We start from the raw sequence: 14,188 nt of genomic DNA, 5'->3' as shown, positions 1-14,188 counted from the left end.
CTTCCGGCCGGAAAGTCGGGCATCACGATATCAAATATAGGAATCGGCGAGCTTTGTGACTCTTTTCCTCGCGTTCGGCCCGGACGGTGCCGTGGCGGCCGAGGATAAATTCCAGGTCCACGACCCCGCTCGTGCCACTGACCGATGCGGATTCGCCGCGCACGGTGGTCGGCTTCTGGGTTTTGGCGGACGCCGTGAAGGTCGGCCGCCGTGGGCTGGGCATGGCGCCGAGGGCCGTCGTCCACAATTCGATCGGACGCCCGGCGAGGCTGTGGACGACCGGTTCGGTGCTGGGCGAGCGCCCTAGCGTCCGGGCCATGCAGGACACCCTGGATCTCGACTCGCTCGCCGGCATGCGGCCCGGTCCTGAGCTGGCGTTCGCGCTGGAGGCGGTGCGTCCCCAGCCGCCGGCGCGGCGCAGCGATCCGGCCGGCGTCGTCCTACCGGAGTTGCTCCCCGACGTGGCGGCCCAGGTCGTGATCGCCAAGGCCTGGCAGCGGCTGGCGGCGTGGGTCGATGCGCGGATGAACGCCGTGATCCTCGACATCGCCGGACACGAGCCGACCGGGGACGGCCGGGCCGGTTCCGACGAGATCGAAGACTGGGGCCGCGAGGAAGTCGCCTCGGCGCTGCGGATGTCCGATCAGGGCGCGGCTGACCGCATCGAGGTGGCCCGGGTACTCGCGACGCGCCGGTTCCAGACCGGCCGGGCGCTGGCCGAGGGCCAGATCACCTACCGGCACGCAGCGGAGATCGTCAAGGGCCTCGAGCCCCTCGAAGACGACGAAGCGGCGGCCGCGGCGGAGCGTCGCCTGCTGGACGCGGCGCGGAAGAGGACCCCGGCGCAGACCGGCACACGCGCTCGCCGCGAAGTGATCAGGGCCGACCCTGACGGGGCGGAAAAGCGTCGGCGCCGGGCCCGGACCGGCCGGCGGGTGGACTTCATTCCGCTTCCCGATTCGATGATGGAAATCCGCGCGTTCGTCCCGGCCGAGGGCGCTGCCCGGGTCCGGACCACACTCGATCGACTCGCCGGACGCTCGCGGTTCAACGGCGACAAACGCACGATCGACCAGCGCCGCGCGGACGCACTCGTCGCGCTGTCGGAGCTCGGGATGCTGGCGGCGGATCATCCGACGTGGGCTGAGGAGTCCGGCGAGGGCGACACTCCTCCGGAGGGCGAGAGTCGCGCGCGTCGGTGGGCCGGAGCGGTGGCCGGCATCATCATGGGCAAGCGGGCGGCTGCGCCCCGGGTCGCTCTCGTCGCGCCGCTGAGCACCGTGCTCGGCGGCACGCACGAGCCCGGTGACCTCACCGGCTACGGCCCGGTCCCGCCGGCGGTGGCACGCGAGCTGGCCGGTGACGGGCACTGGGAGAAATGGCTCGCCGATGGGCGGGGCGTCGTGACCGACCTCGGCCGTACCGTCTACCGGCCGCCGGCACCGCTCGCCGCGTTGATCCGCGCTACCTATCCGACCTGTATGTTCCCCGGTTGCTCGCAGCCGTCGTACCGGTGCGACCTCGACCACAACGTCCGGCGGATCGACGGCGGGGCGACCAGCGCGGACAACCTGGTGCCGCTGTGCCGCCGCCACCACCGCGCCAAGGACGAAGGCGGGTGGCAGGTCAGGCCCGACGCAGAGCGGAAGACCTGCACGTGGACGAGCCCGGCCGGCCACACGTACACGGTCGAAGCACCCACGCGCGAGGTCGACGACGACGAACTGCGGCCGGGCGGCGACGCCGACGACGTGGCCGATCGGGAATCGCCGCTCGCGACGGCTACGGTCGGCACGGTCGACGGAGTAGAGGCACCCCTCGGTGACGCGGGAGCTGACGACGACCCGCCACCCTTCTGAGGCTTGGCGCGAGAGACCGCGGCACGGTCACCGGACCCACACGGCAGGATGTGGGCCTGGGTACCGGCATGCCTGCATACGGCTCGGTCGGCAGGAGACCGGGACGGCTTCCGTCGACTCGGACGCCTCAGAAGTCGGTCAGCGCGGCCTCGCCGCTGGAGACCGGGTCCGAGGCCGGCGCAGGTTCCGATCGCGACTTCAGCAGGTCCAGCGCGCGCGCCGAGTCCGACCCGGACTCGGCGTGGTAGATCACCAGCAGTTGACCGTCCGAATCACCGATCGCCAGTTTCTCGCGGCGCAGTTCCAGCGGTCCGAGCTGCGGATGTTCCCAGCCGGCCACACCACCGGCCAATGCCACCACGTCGTGCCGCGCCCAGATCTCCCGGAACCGCTCACTCGCTTGCGACATCTCGTCGACCAGCGACGTGACTCGCGGAGCGTCCAGATCGGTACCGAGGGAGGCGCGGAACGCGGCGACCATCACGACGGTCTCGCGGTTCCAGTCGGGGAAAAGAGCGCGTTCGTCCTCGTCGAGGAAGACATCCCGCAGCCGGTTGCGGCCCGGCCGCATTCGCGGCGACAGGGCGTCGCCAGTCAGTTCGCGGCCAGCACGTCGAAGGCCCTGTTCTCGACGAAGGCCGGTAGGCCGACCGAGTCCAGCAGGGCCCGGATCCCGGTCGGGACGTTCTCGGGCCGGGGGTGGCCGGGCACTCTCTTGGCGCCCGCGCTGAGGCTGACCAGGTATCGCGCAGCGGCCGCGTCGAGCCGGTAGACGCGGGCGAGGGCCTGCAGGACCTGCGGAGACGGGTTGCGGTCGCGGCCCTGCTCCAGTCGGAGGTAGTAGTCGGCGCTGATGCCGGCGAGGGTCGCGACCTCTTCCCGGCGGAGTCCGGGCGCGCGCCGCGCGCCGGTGACGCGCAACCCGACGTCGGCCGGGTCGACGAGCTCTCGCCGCGCCCGGAGGTACTCCCCAAGGGTGTTGATGCTCGGCCCGGCCATGGCCTCCAGCCTACGGAGCGCGCCGTGGTCGCCGTCCCGCGGCCAGACAGGGTCAGATGGGGAGGTATTCCTCGACGTCCGGGCGGCCGGCGTCGAAGACGGCGTCCTCGGGGTCGACCGGACGTTGGTCGGGGATGTCCTCGGCGTGGGGGTAACCGCCGAAGCCGGGGGCCGCGCCGTCGGCGGTGTCTTCGGGGTCCGGCGTCCATCCCGGGAGCTGGTCCCAGTGACCGCGGGTGTTGGCCATCGTGCTCCTTCTCGTAGAGGCTCGGGCCCGTGCTTTCTACCCTCCCTGCGGTGGGCCACACGCCGGGAAAGACAGGATGAACCCCCGCGTGGTGTGGAACGACCGTACTGGGGCGGTACAACTGAATTGCACCGCTGCAACACCTCCAGACGGCGCTGGTTCGGCCGATGAACGAACGAGACACCGGTTCGTTCAGCCGCGCCGAGCGAGGAACAGCGATGACCTACCGCCTGGTGACCCGCAGCGACTTCGACGGCCTGGTATGCGCTGTTCTCCTACGCTCGCTGAACCTTGTCGACGAGATCGTGTTCGTGCACCCGAAGCCGGTGCAGGACGGGCTTCTCGAGATCACCGATCGCGACATTCTCACGAACCTGCCGTACTCGCCGCGCGCTCACCTCGTGTTCGACCACCACCATTCGGAGGCGTTGCGCGTCGGGTCGTCTGCGAGCAACTACGTGCTCCGCCCGGATGCCCCGTCGGCCGCGAGGGTGGTCTACGACTACTTCGGCGGCGCGTCCCGTTTCCCGAAGGTCTCGCAGGAGATGCTGGCCGCGGTCGACGCCGGCGACTCCGGGGCCTACGACATCACCGAGATTCTTTACCCGCAGGGCTGGACGCTGCTGAATTTCTTGATGGACAGCCGTACCGGGCTCGGTCGCTTCCGGCATTTCCGGATCTCGAACTACCAGCTGATGATGCGCCTCATCACGCTGTGCGCCGAAAGTCCGACCGCGGCCGAGATCCTGGCCCAGCCGGACGTCGCCGAGCGCGTCGACGTCTACCGCAAACAAGCCAACGCGTTCACCGACCAGCTTCGCCGGGTCGGGCGGATGGTCGACGACGTCCTCATCGTGGACTTCCGCGAGGAGAACGTCATCCACGCGGGCAACCGGTTCATGGTCTACGCGTTGTTCCCGCACGCCCGGATCTCGGTGCACGTCCTGCCCGGGCGCGGCGGCATGAACACCGTCCTCGCGGTGGGCAAGTCGATCCTCGACCGATCGTCGCCGACTGACATCGGGGCGGTCATGCTCCGCCACGGAGGTGGCGGGCACCGGAACGCGGGAAGCTGCCAGATCGACAACGTTCATGCCGACGAGGTCCTCGCCCGGGTCGTGAGCGAGGTCGCCAACCCGGCCCTGACGACGATGTGACGATCCGGTCGTCGCCCGGTGCGCGACGAGCTCAGCCGGTCGTCACGGAGTTGCGCCGTGGCCTGTCAATTCGAGGTCGCCGAGCCGCGGACGATCGCGTATTCCGAGGTGCGGTCGAGTGGTCGCCGAGCACGGACGATCTGGAGATCGCGCCGTCGCACGGACGGACCCCGACCGAGGGCGCTGACGAGCCCTCGGCCGCGCTGCGGTCGCTCGTCCGCGCCGCGCCCTAGCCGCGGGATGCCGCCGGCGACGTTCCCGTCGTCCGCTTGAAGGCGGCACTGAACGCGCTCTCCGAGGCGTAACCCCAGCGCCGGGCTACGGCGGAGACGGTCAGGCCGCCGGCGAGATCGGTCTCCGCGCCCCGTATGCGGTGCCGAAGCAAATACTCCATCGGCGTGACGCCGGTGGCCGCGGCGAATCGCGCGGCGAACACCGTGCGGGACATTCCGGCGACCGCCGCCAGCGTCGCGACCGTCCAGCGGTGCGCGGGCCGGCCATGCATCGCGTCCAGGGCGGCGTCGATCGCAGGGTCGGTGGCCGCCGCCGACGACGGCTGGAGGAGCGTCCCCAGAGCCTGGAGGGACAGGACCTTGGCGAGGTGCCGTCGGACGGCGGTGCCGACCGGGCCGGGCGTGGCGGCCTCGGCCGCGATCAGCGTGAGCGTGCCGAGAGCCGCTGCGCCGAGGCGCGCGGTGCCCGGCAGGGCGCGGAGCAGCATCCGGGCGCCGGGACCGTCGTCGAGCCGGAACGCACCGCCGACGAGTCGTGTCTCAGCCGACCCGCCGAGGCCGGCGCGCTCACCGCCCCTGTTGCGTGCGCTGCGCTCCTCGCCTCCGCCGCGGACGTCGTACCGGTGCACGCCCGCGCCCGCGCCGGTGAACGTCGCCGGCCCGGAGCCCGGCGCCAGACCGGGGTCGCTCGCCACGACGTAGGTGTCGATGCCGGCCAGCAGCCAGGCCTCACCAGCCCGGACCCGGACCGGCGGCGTACCCGCCGGGCTGATCCAGCACGAGCCCGCGGCGACACCGACGACTTTCGCGTGCCGCGCCCCACCGAATCGCAGGGCCCAGTCTCCGTCGGCGTGCAGCACGGACGGCGTCGCCTCGCTCGTGCTCGCGACCAGGTCGTCGAGGAACGGACGATTCAGCACAGAGTGCGAACGATCGCGCATGGCCCGGCAGCACCTCCCTTCCTAGCGTCGAACGTACCTAGTCAGGGAGTGGAACTGATGACGACAGACATGAGTGGCACCGTCGTGGCGATCACCGGTGCGAGCAGCGGCATCGGCGAGGCCACCGCGAGGCTGCTGGCCGCCCGCGGCGCCCGGCTGGTCCTCGGGGCACGACGAGGCGACCGCCTCCGGGCACTCGTGGAAAGCCTCGCCGCGGCCGGCCCCGCCACCGCCGCGGCCGCCGCCACCGCCGGCGAGCCCGCCGCCGCGGCCGACGCCATCGCCGTGTACGCCGAAACCGACGTCCGCCGCCGCGACGACGTCGCGAACCTGGTCCGTCTCGCGCAGACCCACTACGGGCGCCTCGACGTGTTGATCAGCAACGCCGGGATCGGACCGGTGTCACCGCTCGACGACCTCCGGGTCGACGAATGGGACGCGATGATCGACGTCAACCTGAAAGGCGTACTGCACGGGATCGCCGCCGCGTTGCCGGTCTTCCGGGCCCAGGGCCGCGGGCACTTCGTCACGGTCGCGTCGACCGCCGCCTACCGGATCGTGCCGACGATGGCGGTGTACGCGGCGACCAAGACCGCAGTCCGCGTCCTGACCGAGGGCCTCCGGCAGGAGGCCGGCGAGCACGTGCGCGTGACGACGGTCTCGCCGGGATTCGTCGCCACTCCCTTCGCCGAGGCCTCCAGCAACCGGGAGGTCCGCGCGGACCTGCTCGCGGCCCGCGACCGGATCGCGATCCCCCCGGAGTCGGTGGCAGGGGCGATCGCGTACGCGATCGGTCAACCGCCCGAGGTCGACGTCAACGAGATCGTTATCCGCCCGACCGCCCAGGCATGAGCGCGCACCGGGCTCGATCAGGTCCAGAGCTCGACGACGTCCAGAGCGTCAAACCCGCGCCGCGAGCCGCTGCGCAGGTGGTCCGTGGGTTTGGCCGGCAATTCCAGATCTTCACGGCCTCGTTGTTCGCGGCACCGAGGCCCGGGAAAGGGCGGGTTCTCGGGAAAGCCCGACGACGATCTTGGCCCCACCGCACGGTCAGCCGCGTCGTCGTCGACGCCGCCGGGCAGGTAGTTCCAGATCCGTGCGGTCCGTGGGGTGGCGGCGCCTGACGTGTCCGCCACCTGCCGCTCCCGATGCGGGGATCCACAGTGGCCCGGCGACAGCGAAGGGCCGCTCACCGGCGATCGCGACACCCTGATCGACCAGGACGCCGGCGGGCCCGTCCCGCTGCCGGCCGCGCCAGGACGTGAGGATCTGCGCACCGCCGCCGACCACGGCTCGGCCGCGACCTCGACGCGCGGCGTGCGCCTCGATCCGCGCGAACACCAGGGCTTCGGCGGTGAGCAGCCCGACGACCGCACGTGAACTCCGCCCGCCGCGCCGCCACGACCGGGCCGACCCCAGGCGAGCGGACGAATAGCAGCAGGGCCCTGTGGGGCTCCGGGCCAGCGTCGCGGGCCCGCCCAGTGCCCTCCAGCCCCGGTGTCCAACTTGACCTCCGGACGTCAGCTATCTGATAACAGACCTAGCCAGAGTTTCCCGAATGCCTTCTCACGACGGACGAGCGCCCGGAGAAGCGAGTCGGCGAAGCGAGCCGGAGGAGGGCCGATGACGTCCGCGACGGACGACACCGCGATCGACCTGCGCGTGATCGTGACCGGCGTCGGCCTGCTGGCCGCCGGTGCGAACGTGATCATGCAACTGGCCCGGCCCGGCGTCGGATACGGCGTCGCCGAGAGCCGGGTCGAGAGCGGGCGCCTGTTCGACCACCCGGTCAAGCGGACCCGGACCACGCTCTCGTACCTCGCCGTGGCCCTGCTCGGCTCGCCGGACGACAAGGCCGCCTACCGCGACGCGGTCACCGTGGCCCACCGCCAGGTGTACTCGACCGCGGACAGCCCGGTGCGGTACTCAGCGATGGACCCCCGGCTCCAGCTGTGGGTCGCCGCCTGCCTCTACCGCGGTTTCGAGGACGTCCACACGGCCCTCGGCGGCCGGCTGACCGCGGCCGAAGCCGCCGCTATCTACCGCCGTTCGCGCGCGCTCGGCACCACGCTGCAGGTCCGCGAATCGATGTGGCCCGCCGACCGCGAGGCGTTCCAGCGGTACTGGGACGCCGAGCTGGCCCACGTCGACATCGACGACACGATCCGCGAGCACCTGCTGCACGTCGTCCGGCTGAGCTATCTCCCGTGCGCCCTCGCCGCGCCGTTCACCGCGTTCACCACGTTCGTCACCACGGGCTTCCTCCCGCCGGAGTTCCGGGACGCGATGCGCCTGGACTGGGACGCGCGCCGCCAGCGGCGCTTCGACTGCCTGATGCGCGCGATCGGGACCCTGTCCCGGCGCCAGCCGGCCGCGCTGCGGACCTTTCCCTTCAACTACCTCCTGTGGGACGTCCGGCAGCGCATCAAAAAAGGACGCCCGCTGATCTGACGTGCTCGTGCGGGGCCGGTCTCCCCTCCCGCGGTCGACGGCGAGTAACTTCGAGGCGTCCAGACGACCACGCGCGACGCCCGGAGGACGACACGGACGCGGTGCGGCAGACGCCTGTGAAGCGTCCGAAGAATCGGAAAGCTCAGATCGCCCTGGCGGCGGCCGAGCTGTTCTGCGCACGCGGCTACCACGGGGTCGGAGTGGACGAGATCGCCGGCGTCGTCGGCATCACCGGCCCGGCGATCTACCGGCACTTCCCGAACAAGTACGCGATGCTCGTCCACGCCACGCGCGAGCTCGGACTGTCCGTGCGGACGGCCGTCGACACCGCGCTGAACGGGACGGGAGACGCGGAGCAGCAGGTCGACCGGGTGCTGGAGGCACTTGCGGTCCTCAGCCTGGAGCAACGGCGGGTCACTGGCCTCTACCAGTGGGAGAACCGGTACCTGACCGCCGAGCACCGCACCGAGTTCCGGCGCGGGCTCGCCGCGCTCATCGACCGGGTCGGCGAGCGGGTGCGGGCCGTGCGCCCGGAGCTGGACCGGGTCCAGGCGCGCCTGCTCACCCGGGCGGCGTTCAGCGCGATCGCGAGCCTGTCGACCCACCGCGCGCCCGCGGCCCGCGCCCGCGCGACCGATCTGCTGCGCCGGGCCGGCTGGGCCCTGCTCCGCGCCGACCCTCCGGAACCGGCCGGCCCCGCGACCGGCGCGGGCAGCCGTCCGGCCACTCCCGACTCGCGGCGCGAGATCGTCCTGGCCACCGCGATCCGGCTGTTCCACCAGCACGGCTACCACGCGGTCGGGATGGAGGACATCGGCCGGGCCGCGGGCCTGCGCGCCTCCAGCCTGTACCGGTACTTCCCCGGCAAGAGCGACCTGCTCGCCGCGGCCTACCACCGGGCCGCCGACCGGGTCGCGGCCAGCACCGCCACCTCGCTGGACGTCGCCGGCGACGACGACCAGGCCGCGCTGCGCGGCCTGGTCGAGGGCTTCGTCGCGCTGACGTTCGACCACCGAGACCTGGTCGCGGTCTACCTCGCCGAGAACAACAACCTGCCCGACCGCGACCGGCACGAACTGCGCCGCATCCAGCGCGAGCAGGTCGAGCAGTGGGTCCGGCTCCTGGAGAGCGTGCGGCCCGGGCTGTCCACCCCGGACGCCCGGCTGCTGGTGCACGCCGCGCACAACGTCGTCACCGACCTCGGCGGCGCGACCGACCCCGCGCCCCCGGACGCGTTCCGCTCGGTCGTGACGTCGATGGCCCTCACGGTCGTGCACCGGGCGTAGCGGTCCGCGGGCGCCGGTGTCGGTCCCCGATCGGACGGCGGGGAACCGGGTACCCACCGCCCGCGCCGGGTGCGGTCACTCCCCGAGGAACGCCCGGGTGAACGCGTACGGCGACTGCGCGACGCTCGAGCACGACGGGCCGGCGGTGTCCTTCGGGCCGTCGGCGCAGGGGAAGTCCCTGGTCGCCGACCACATCGCGTACCAGGCCAACTTCTTCTCCCGGGCGAACGCGGCCACGTCGCGGGCGTCGGAGAGGGTGAACACCTCGCCCGGGACGTCGTTCACGCCGATCATCGGCGTCACCGCGAGCAGCCGCCAGGCGTCGTCGTCCGAAAGCCCGAACACGCTGCGGACCTGCGCCTGGGCCGCGGTCACGGCGTCGATCGCGAACCGGCCCATCCGGCCGTCCGGGCCGGGCGCGGCGGCGTCGCCGTAGTCCATCGCCATCAGGTTGACCGCGTCGAATCCGATCCCGGCGTCGGCCGCTCCGGCGAGCAGGTCGACGCCGGACTGGGTGAGGCCCTGGGGGAGCGCGGGCAGGGTCACCGAGACGTCCAGCGAGGTACCGCGTGCGGCCGCCGTCTCCCGAAGAATCGCGATCGCCCCGGCCCGCTTGTCGTTCGCGGTGGTGTCGGCGAGTGCGCCGCCCTCGACGTCGAAGTCGACGCTCGTCGCCGAGTACGCGTCGACGGCCCGCTGGTAGGCCGCGGCCAGTGATGCGGCGTCGGGACAGACCGTCGCGAGCTCCGGGCCGTTCGCACCGCCGAACGCGATCCGGACGTCGCCGCCGGCGGCGCGGAACTCGCGGATCCGGCCGTCCAGGCCCGGATCGCCGACCGGCACGACGCCACCCCAGCTCGGGTTGCAGCCGTCGGCCGCGACCAGGAACCCGAGCGTGTACCGGCGGACGCCGGTGTTCTGCGCCGACCCGGCCAGGTCGAACGGCGGGTGCAGGAGCACGTCGACGTAGGGCGCGAACGCCGGGCCGTCCGCTCGCGGGCTGGGCGGTGGTGGTGGTGCCGCCGGGGACGACGCCGGGGCCTCCCGGGGCGCGTCGGACGCCGAGGCCGGGGGCGCCGGTTCGGGCGGGAGCGCGTCGGACCCGACGGCCCTGGTCGGGGGCGGGGTCGCCGTGGGCAGCGCCGAGGCCGCCGGTTTGCCGCAGGTCACACCGTTGATCGTGCACTGCGCGGGCGGCGCCTGCCCGGACCCGCTGGCCTCGGCGACGAATCCGACCACCACCGAGGCGTCCGGCGCGAGCCGCCCGTTCCAGGTCTCGTCGGAGATCGTCACGTGGGTGCCGCGTACCGCCGCCCGGCCGTTCCAGACGCTGCGCAGGTGCGCGCCCGGGGCCAGCTCGAACGCCAGCGACCAGTGGTCGACGGCCTCCGAGCCGGTGTTCGTCACCGTGTACGTGCCGGTGTACCCGGTGTTCCAGCGCGCGGTCTGCGCGTACGTCACCGCGAGCCCGGCGGCCTGGGCCGAGCCCGGGGTGAACGTGGCCACGGTGACGGCGATCGCGACGGCCACCAGCCCGGCCAGTCCGGCCCGCCGCGCTTTCCGGACCGTCCGCGGCGCCGGGCGGCGGTGGCCGCCGCGGAACCCGTCGGGAGGAAGCTCGCGCGCGGAGACGTAGGGCATCCGACGACGTTATGCCCGATTACGGTGGTGGGATCCGAAGCCAAACTACCGATCTGACTGCCTTAAGGTCCATTTAGACCTGTTCCGAGAATCCCGGTGCATCGATCCCCGTTGCGCGCCCGTACGGCCGCGGGCCGCGCTCCGCCCCGCGCGGACCAGGCTGGTCTCACCGGCGAGCACGACCAGTTGCGCGCGGTCCCGGGCGCCCAGTTCGGCCGGCAGACGGCTGACGTCCGTCCGCACGGTCGCCGGGCTCGGACACAGCACGGCCGCGGCCTCGTCGTTCGACCGGCCGGCCCGCCGAATGTGAGGACCCACGAATGTCACGGGCCTCCGCGGGGAAGGGTCTACCCGTGGACATCACCGAACTGATTCTCAGCGACCACCACGAGCAGCGGCGCCTGTTCGCGATGCTCGACGACGTCGACCCCGCCGACACCGGCACGCTCGGCTCGCTCTGGGAGCGGCTCGCCGCGATGCTCGAGGTCCACGCCGAAGCCGAGGAACTCTTCTTCTACCCGGCGCTGCTCGAACTCGGGCAGCGCCGCACGAACGAGGGCGACACCGGCGGCGACGAGGTCGACGAGACCAAGGACGCGATCGGCGACCACAACGACATCCGCGACGGCATCATCGAGGCCGGACGGCACGAGGTCGGCTCGAACGGCTGGTGGAAGGGCGTCAACGCGGCCCGGGAGGCCAACGACGAGCACATGGGCGAGGAGGAACACGAGGGCCTCGCCGACTTCCGGCGCCACGCCGGCCTCGACACCCGGCACCGGATCGCGGTCACGTTCGCCGCGTACGAGGCGAAACACGCCGACGGCGTCAAGGCCGTCGACAAGGACCCGGACGAGTACGTCGAGGACCACAGCTGACGCCCCACGCCACGCGTTCTGGGTCCACGCGTTCCAGGTCCACGCGGCCGGCCTGGCCCGGGCAGACACCGGGGACGGCCTCGGCGGCCGCCGGGTACACGGTGAACCCGCCGACGATGAACACTTCCTCGACGCGGCCGGTGATGCTCACCCGGCCGTCCGCGTCGGTGCACCCGCGGCCAGATACGCTCGGCCCGCGGCCCATGCCGGGTGGGAGAGCGCGCCGCACGTCGTCCCTGACCCGCGTACCGCCCGGCGCCGCGGAGGCGCACCTCGGGGACGGTCCGCATGGCTACCGCCCTGAGCAATTGCTTGATAGGTAAACTGAGTCATGGCCACCACGGAGTCCGTGCCGCGCTCGAAGCGCCGCGCCAGCTCGTCGAAGGCGCAGGGGCGCCGCACCGAGCTGTTGCGCATCGCCGCCGAGCTGTTCGCCACCAAGGGCTACACGACCACGACGGTGCGGGACATCGGCGACGCCGCGGGCATCCTGTCCGGGAGCCTCTACCACCACTTCGACTCCAAAGAGGCGATGCTCGACGAGATCCTGCGGGACTTCATGGGCGGCCTGCACGAGGCGTTCGCGGAGATCGTCGCGGGGTCCGCGTCGCCGCGCGAGCGGCTCGACGGGCTGATCCGGTTCTCGTTCGCGACGATCTCCGAGCGGCCGCACGCGGTGGCGCTGTACCAGAACGAGTCGGCGCTGCTGGCCCACCTGCCCGACTTCTCGTTCGTCCAGCGCACCAGCCAGGACATCACCGCGCTCTGGCTCGGCGTGCTGGGCGCCGGGGTCGAGGCCGGTGACTTCCGGGCCGACCTCGTGCCGGGTGTCGCGTACCGGTTCATCCGCGACAGCGTGTGGGGGTCGGTCGGCTGGTTCAAGCCCGACGGCAAACTCACCCAGTCCAAACTCGCCGACCAGTACCTCGCCATGCTCTACGGCGGCCTCCTCACGACCTGATCCCCGCGTCCCGGATGATCCCCGGGCCCCGGCTCGTCCCCGTACCTCGCAGCCCCGGGGGTCGATGACGCTCCGGTTCCGCGGCCGGCCCTCCGCGTCGTAGCCGAGGACGGCCAGGTCGGTGGTCACCACCCCGAGGTCGTGGAACCGCCGCGAGCTCCGGCGGCGCCCGGGCCCGGTCGTGGCCGACGCCGCAGACCACGTCGACGGTCTCGACGTACACCCGCGGAGAGTGCCGGGCGGCCCAGGCGCCGGTGCGGTGGCCGACGGTGTTGCCGGGCGCGCCCCGGGCAGCGATGAGCGGGGCACCGACGAGCCCGCGCGCCGATGAGCCGCCGAGCCCGCACGCCGCCGAGCCCGCACGCCGATGAGCCGGCGCGCCGGGCGGCCGGGGTCCGGGCTGAACCGGGAGATGTTCTGGTTGCCGAACCGGTCGATCTGGCTCGCGCCCATCGTGCTGTGGCGCCGGCCGGTGGCCGGCACGTCGAGCAGGGAGCCGGCTCTCCACGACCCCGCCGTCCGCGGCCGTCCCGCCGGGCGGCTGCGGCTCGGCGCCCTCAGGAACTCCTCGCCGTCGGAGAGCGCCGGGCCGGGATGCCGGTCGGGCGGGCCGGCCGGAACGTCCTCGGTGACGACCGCGATCGAGCGCCGACGAGCGGGTCGTCAGTGGCATGCGGCGTTCCGAACCTAGCGATTGCTTGGTAAACTACCCACATGACAGGCGTCCTCGACGGACGCGTCGCGATCGTCACCGGCGTCGGCCGGAGGCCGCGCCGCGAGCACCCCCTGGAGCCGGCCCGCCAGGACGCGACCGTGATCGTCACCGGCCCCGGGACGTCCGGCGCCGGTGAGGCGACTCGTCCGCGCCCGCCCGGGAGAGGGCCGCGGCGATCCGCACGGCCGAGGGCGACGCCGTGACCGACGGGCCTGGGGTCGCGGACGGGCCTGGGGTCGCGGACGGTGCCGGCGTCGCCGACTTCGCCGACCACGAGGCCGCCGCCCTGCCGCGGAACGTCGCCGAGGAAGACCGCGACGCGGTGATCCGCGTCCACCGGAAAAGGCATTTCGCCGTGCGGCGCCACGCGGGCGCGTACCGGCACACGGAGGCGAAGGCCGGGATCGCCGGTCTGAAGCCGGTGGCCGCGGCCGAGTTCGCGCCGTACGGGGTCAGGGTTAACACGCTCGCGCCGTCGGCGCGCACCCGGATGACCGGTCAGGTGTTCGCCCCGGACACGGCCGCGTCCGGCGACGGGTTCGGCCGGAGGTACCCGCGGAACGTGTCGCCGGTGACCGCCGGGGACGTCACCGGGCGGGTGATCGAGGTCGAAGGCAGCCGGATCCGCGTCGAGGAGCGCCGGCGTCACGGCCCGGCCGCCGACCGGGACGACCGCCGGAACGCGGCCGCGCCCAGCCTGGCACTGCGTGCCCTGCCGGTCCGGGCCCTGCCGGTCCGGGCCCTGCCGGTCCGGGCCCTGCCGGTCCGGGCCCTGCCGGTCCGGGCCCTGCCGGTCCGGGCCCTGCCGGTCCGGGCCCTT

General features: G+C 72.8%; 13 protein-coding genes and 2 pseudogenes. 10 read left to right on the top strand and 5 right to left on the bottom strand.

Annotated features, from left to right (window positions below; genetic code table 11):
• Positions 1 to 22: 22 nt before the first annotated feature.
• A complete protein-coding gene (locus tag ACIBZJ_RS01875) occupies positions 23 to 319 on the bottom strand; it encodes a hypothetical protein (protein WP_395924403.1) in 297 nt (98 codons plus the stop codon).
• On the opposite strand from ACIBZJ_RS01875, the gene ACIBZJ_RS01870 reads away from it, so the two are divergent.
• The gene (locus ACIBZJ_RS01870) at positions 318 to 1,859 is read left to right on the top strand and encodes a DUF222 domain-containing protein (RefSeq protein ID WP_395924401.1); all 1,542 of its coding nucleotides are present in this window, start codon (positions 318 to 320) and stop codon (positions 1,857 to 1,859) included. The genes ACIBZJ_RS01875 and ACIBZJ_RS01870 overlap by 2 nt on opposite strands.
• Before the next feature lie 127 nt (positions 1,860 to 1,986).
• Here ACIBZJ_RS01870 and ACIBZJ_RS01865 read toward each other — a convergent pair.
• Positions 1,987 to 2,858: pseudogene (locus ACIBZJ_RS01865) on the bottom strand (helix-turn-helix domain-containing protein).
• Positions 2,859 to 2,910: 52 nt separating this feature from the next.
• A complete protein-coding gene (locus ACIBZJ_RS01860; protein ID WP_395924399.1) occupies positions 2,911 to 3,105 on the bottom strand; it encodes a hypothetical protein in 195 nt (64 codons plus the stop codon).
• Positions 3,106 to 3,323: 218 nt separating this feature from the next.
• Between ACIBZJ_RS01860 and ACIBZJ_RS01855 the strand changes: the two genes are divergently transcribed.
• Complete coding sequence (locus ACIBZJ_RS01855) at positions 3,324 to 4,262, top strand: exopolyphosphatase (protein ID WP_395924397.1); 939 nt, start codon at positions 3,324 to 3,326, stop codon at positions 4,260 to 4,262.
• Positions 4,263 to 4,491: 229 nt separating this feature from the next.
• Here the strand turns inward: ACIBZJ_RS01855 and ACIBZJ_RS01850 are convergent, their stop codons facing one another.
• Complete coding sequence (locus ACIBZJ_RS01850; RefSeq protein ID WP_395924395.1) at positions 4,492 to 5,436, bottom strand: AraC family transcriptional regulator; 945 nt, start codon at positions 5,434 to 5,436, stop codon at positions 4,492 to 4,494.
• 57 nt (positions 5,437 to 5,493) lie between these two features.
• Between ACIBZJ_RS01850 and ACIBZJ_RS01845 the strand changes: the two genes are divergently transcribed.
• From ACIBZJ_RS01845 to ACIBZJ_RS01830, 4 genes are all read left to right on the top strand, one after another.
• A complete protein-coding gene (locus tag ACIBZJ_RS01845; protein WP_395924393.1) occupies positions 5,494 to 6,288 on the top strand; it encodes an SDR family oxidoreductase in 795 nt (264 codons plus the stop codon).
• 258 nt (positions 6,289 to 6,546) lie between these two features.
• Complete coding sequence (locus ACIBZJ_RS01840) at positions 6,547 to 6,816, top strand: hypothetical protein (RefSeq protein WP_395924391.1); 270 nt, start codon at positions 6,547 to 6,549, stop codon at positions 6,814 to 6,816.
• Positions 6,817 to 7,059: 243 nt separating this feature from the next.
• Entirely contained in the window at positions 7,060 to 7,887 is an 828-nt protein-coding gene (locus ACIBZJ_RS01835; RefSeq protein WP_395924389.1) for an oxygenase MpaB family protein, read from the top strand.
• A 101-nt stretch (positions 7,888 to 7,988) separates the two neighbouring features.
• Positions 7,989 to 9,173, top strand: a complete 1,185-nt coding sequence (locus ACIBZJ_RS01830; protein ID WP_395924387.1) for a TetR/AcrR family transcriptional regulator — start codon at positions 7,989 to 7,991, stop codon at positions 9,171 to 9,173.
• 75 nt (positions 9,174 to 9,248) lie between these two features.
• On the opposite strand, the gene ACIBZJ_RS01825 is transcribed toward ACIBZJ_RS01830, so the two are convergent.
• The gene (locus ACIBZJ_RS01825) at positions 9,249 to 10,814 is read right to left on the bottom strand and encodes a cellulose binding domain-containing protein (protein WP_395924385.1); all 1,566 of its coding nucleotides are present in this window, start codon (positions 10,812 to 10,814) and stop codon (positions 9,249 to 9,251) included.
• 353 nt (positions 10,815 to 11,167) lie between these two features.
• Here ACIBZJ_RS01825 and ACIBZJ_RS01820 point away from each other — a divergent pair, with 353 nt between their 5' ends.
• From ACIBZJ_RS01820 to ACIBZJ_RS01805, 4 genes and pseudogenes are all read left to right on the top strand, one after another.
• Positions 11,168 to 11,692 (top strand): hemerythrin domain-containing protein, encoded by a 525-nt coding sequence (locus tag ACIBZJ_RS01820; RefSeq protein WP_395924383.1) that lies wholly within the window; start codon positions 11,168 to 11,170, stop codon positions 11,690 to 11,692.
• 331 nt (positions 11,693 to 12,023) lie between these two features.
• On the top strand, positions 12,024 to 12,653 hold the full coding sequence (locus tag ACIBZJ_RS01815; protein ID WP_395924381.1) for a TetR/AcrR family transcriptional regulator: 630 nt from the start codon (positions 12,024 to 12,026) through the stop codon (positions 12,651 to 12,653).
• Positions 12,654 to 13,367: 714 nt separating this feature from the next.
• Entirely contained in the window at positions 13,368 to 13,571 is a 204-nt protein-coding gene (locus tag ACIBZJ_RS01810) for a hypothetical protein (protein WP_395924379.1), read from the top strand.
• A pseudogene (locus ACIBZJ_RS01805) lies at positions 13,568 to 14,188 on the top strand (hypothetical protein); the annotation flags it as partial. The gene ACIBZJ_RS01810 and the pseudogene ACIBZJ_RS01805, both read left to right, overlap by 4 nt.

The organism is Cryptosporangium sp. NPDC051539, from assembly GCF_044454545.1.
Lineage (GTDB): Bacteria > Actinomycetota > Actinomycetes > Mycobacteriales > Cryptosporangiaceae > Cryptosporangium.
The sequence above is the reverse complement of the archived record's forward strand: the minus strand, read 5'-3'. Positions and strand labels throughout refer to the sequence as shown.

Coding starts and splice junctions, on each gene's coding strand:
- ACIBZJ_RS01870 (WP_395924401.1), top strand. CDS start 318: ATGCAGGACACCCTGGATCTCGACTCGCTCGCCGGCATGCGGCCCGGT.
- ACIBZJ_RS01875 (WP_395924403.1), bottom strand. CDS start 319: ATGGCCCGGACGCTAGGGCGCTCGCCCAGCACCGAACCGGTCGTCCAC.
- ACIBZJ_RS01860 (WP_395924399.1), bottom strand. CDS start 3,105: ATGGCCAACACCCGCGGTCACTGGGACCAGCTCCCGGGATGGACGCCG.
- ACIBZJ_RS01855 (WP_395924397.1), top strand. CDS start 3,324: ATGACCTACCGCCTGGTGACCCGCAGCGACTTCGACGGCCTGGTATGC.
- ACIBZJ_RS01850 (WP_395924395.1), bottom strand. CDS start 5,436: ATGCGCGATCGTTCGCACTCTGTGCTGAATCGTCCGTTCCTCGACGAC.
- ACIBZJ_RS01845 (WP_395924393.1), top strand. CDS start 5,494: ATGACGACAGACATGAGTGGCACCGTCGTGGCGATCACCGGTGCGAGC.
- ACIBZJ_RS01835 (WP_395924389.1), top strand. CDS start 7,060: ATGACGTCCGCGACGGACGACACCGCGATCGACCTGCGCGTGATCGTG.
- ACIBZJ_RS01825 (WP_395924385.1), bottom strand. CDS start 10,814: ATGCCCTACGTCTCCGCGCGCGAGCTTCCTCCCGACGGGTTCCGCGGC.
- ACIBZJ_RS01815 (WP_395924381.1), top strand. CDS start 12,024: ATGGCCACCACGGAGTCCGTGCCGCGCTCGAAGCGCCGCGCCAGCTCG.
- ACIBZJ_RS01810 (WP_395924379.1), top strand. CDS start 13,368: ATGACAGGCGTCCTCGACGGACGCGTCGCGATCGTCACCGGCGTCGGC.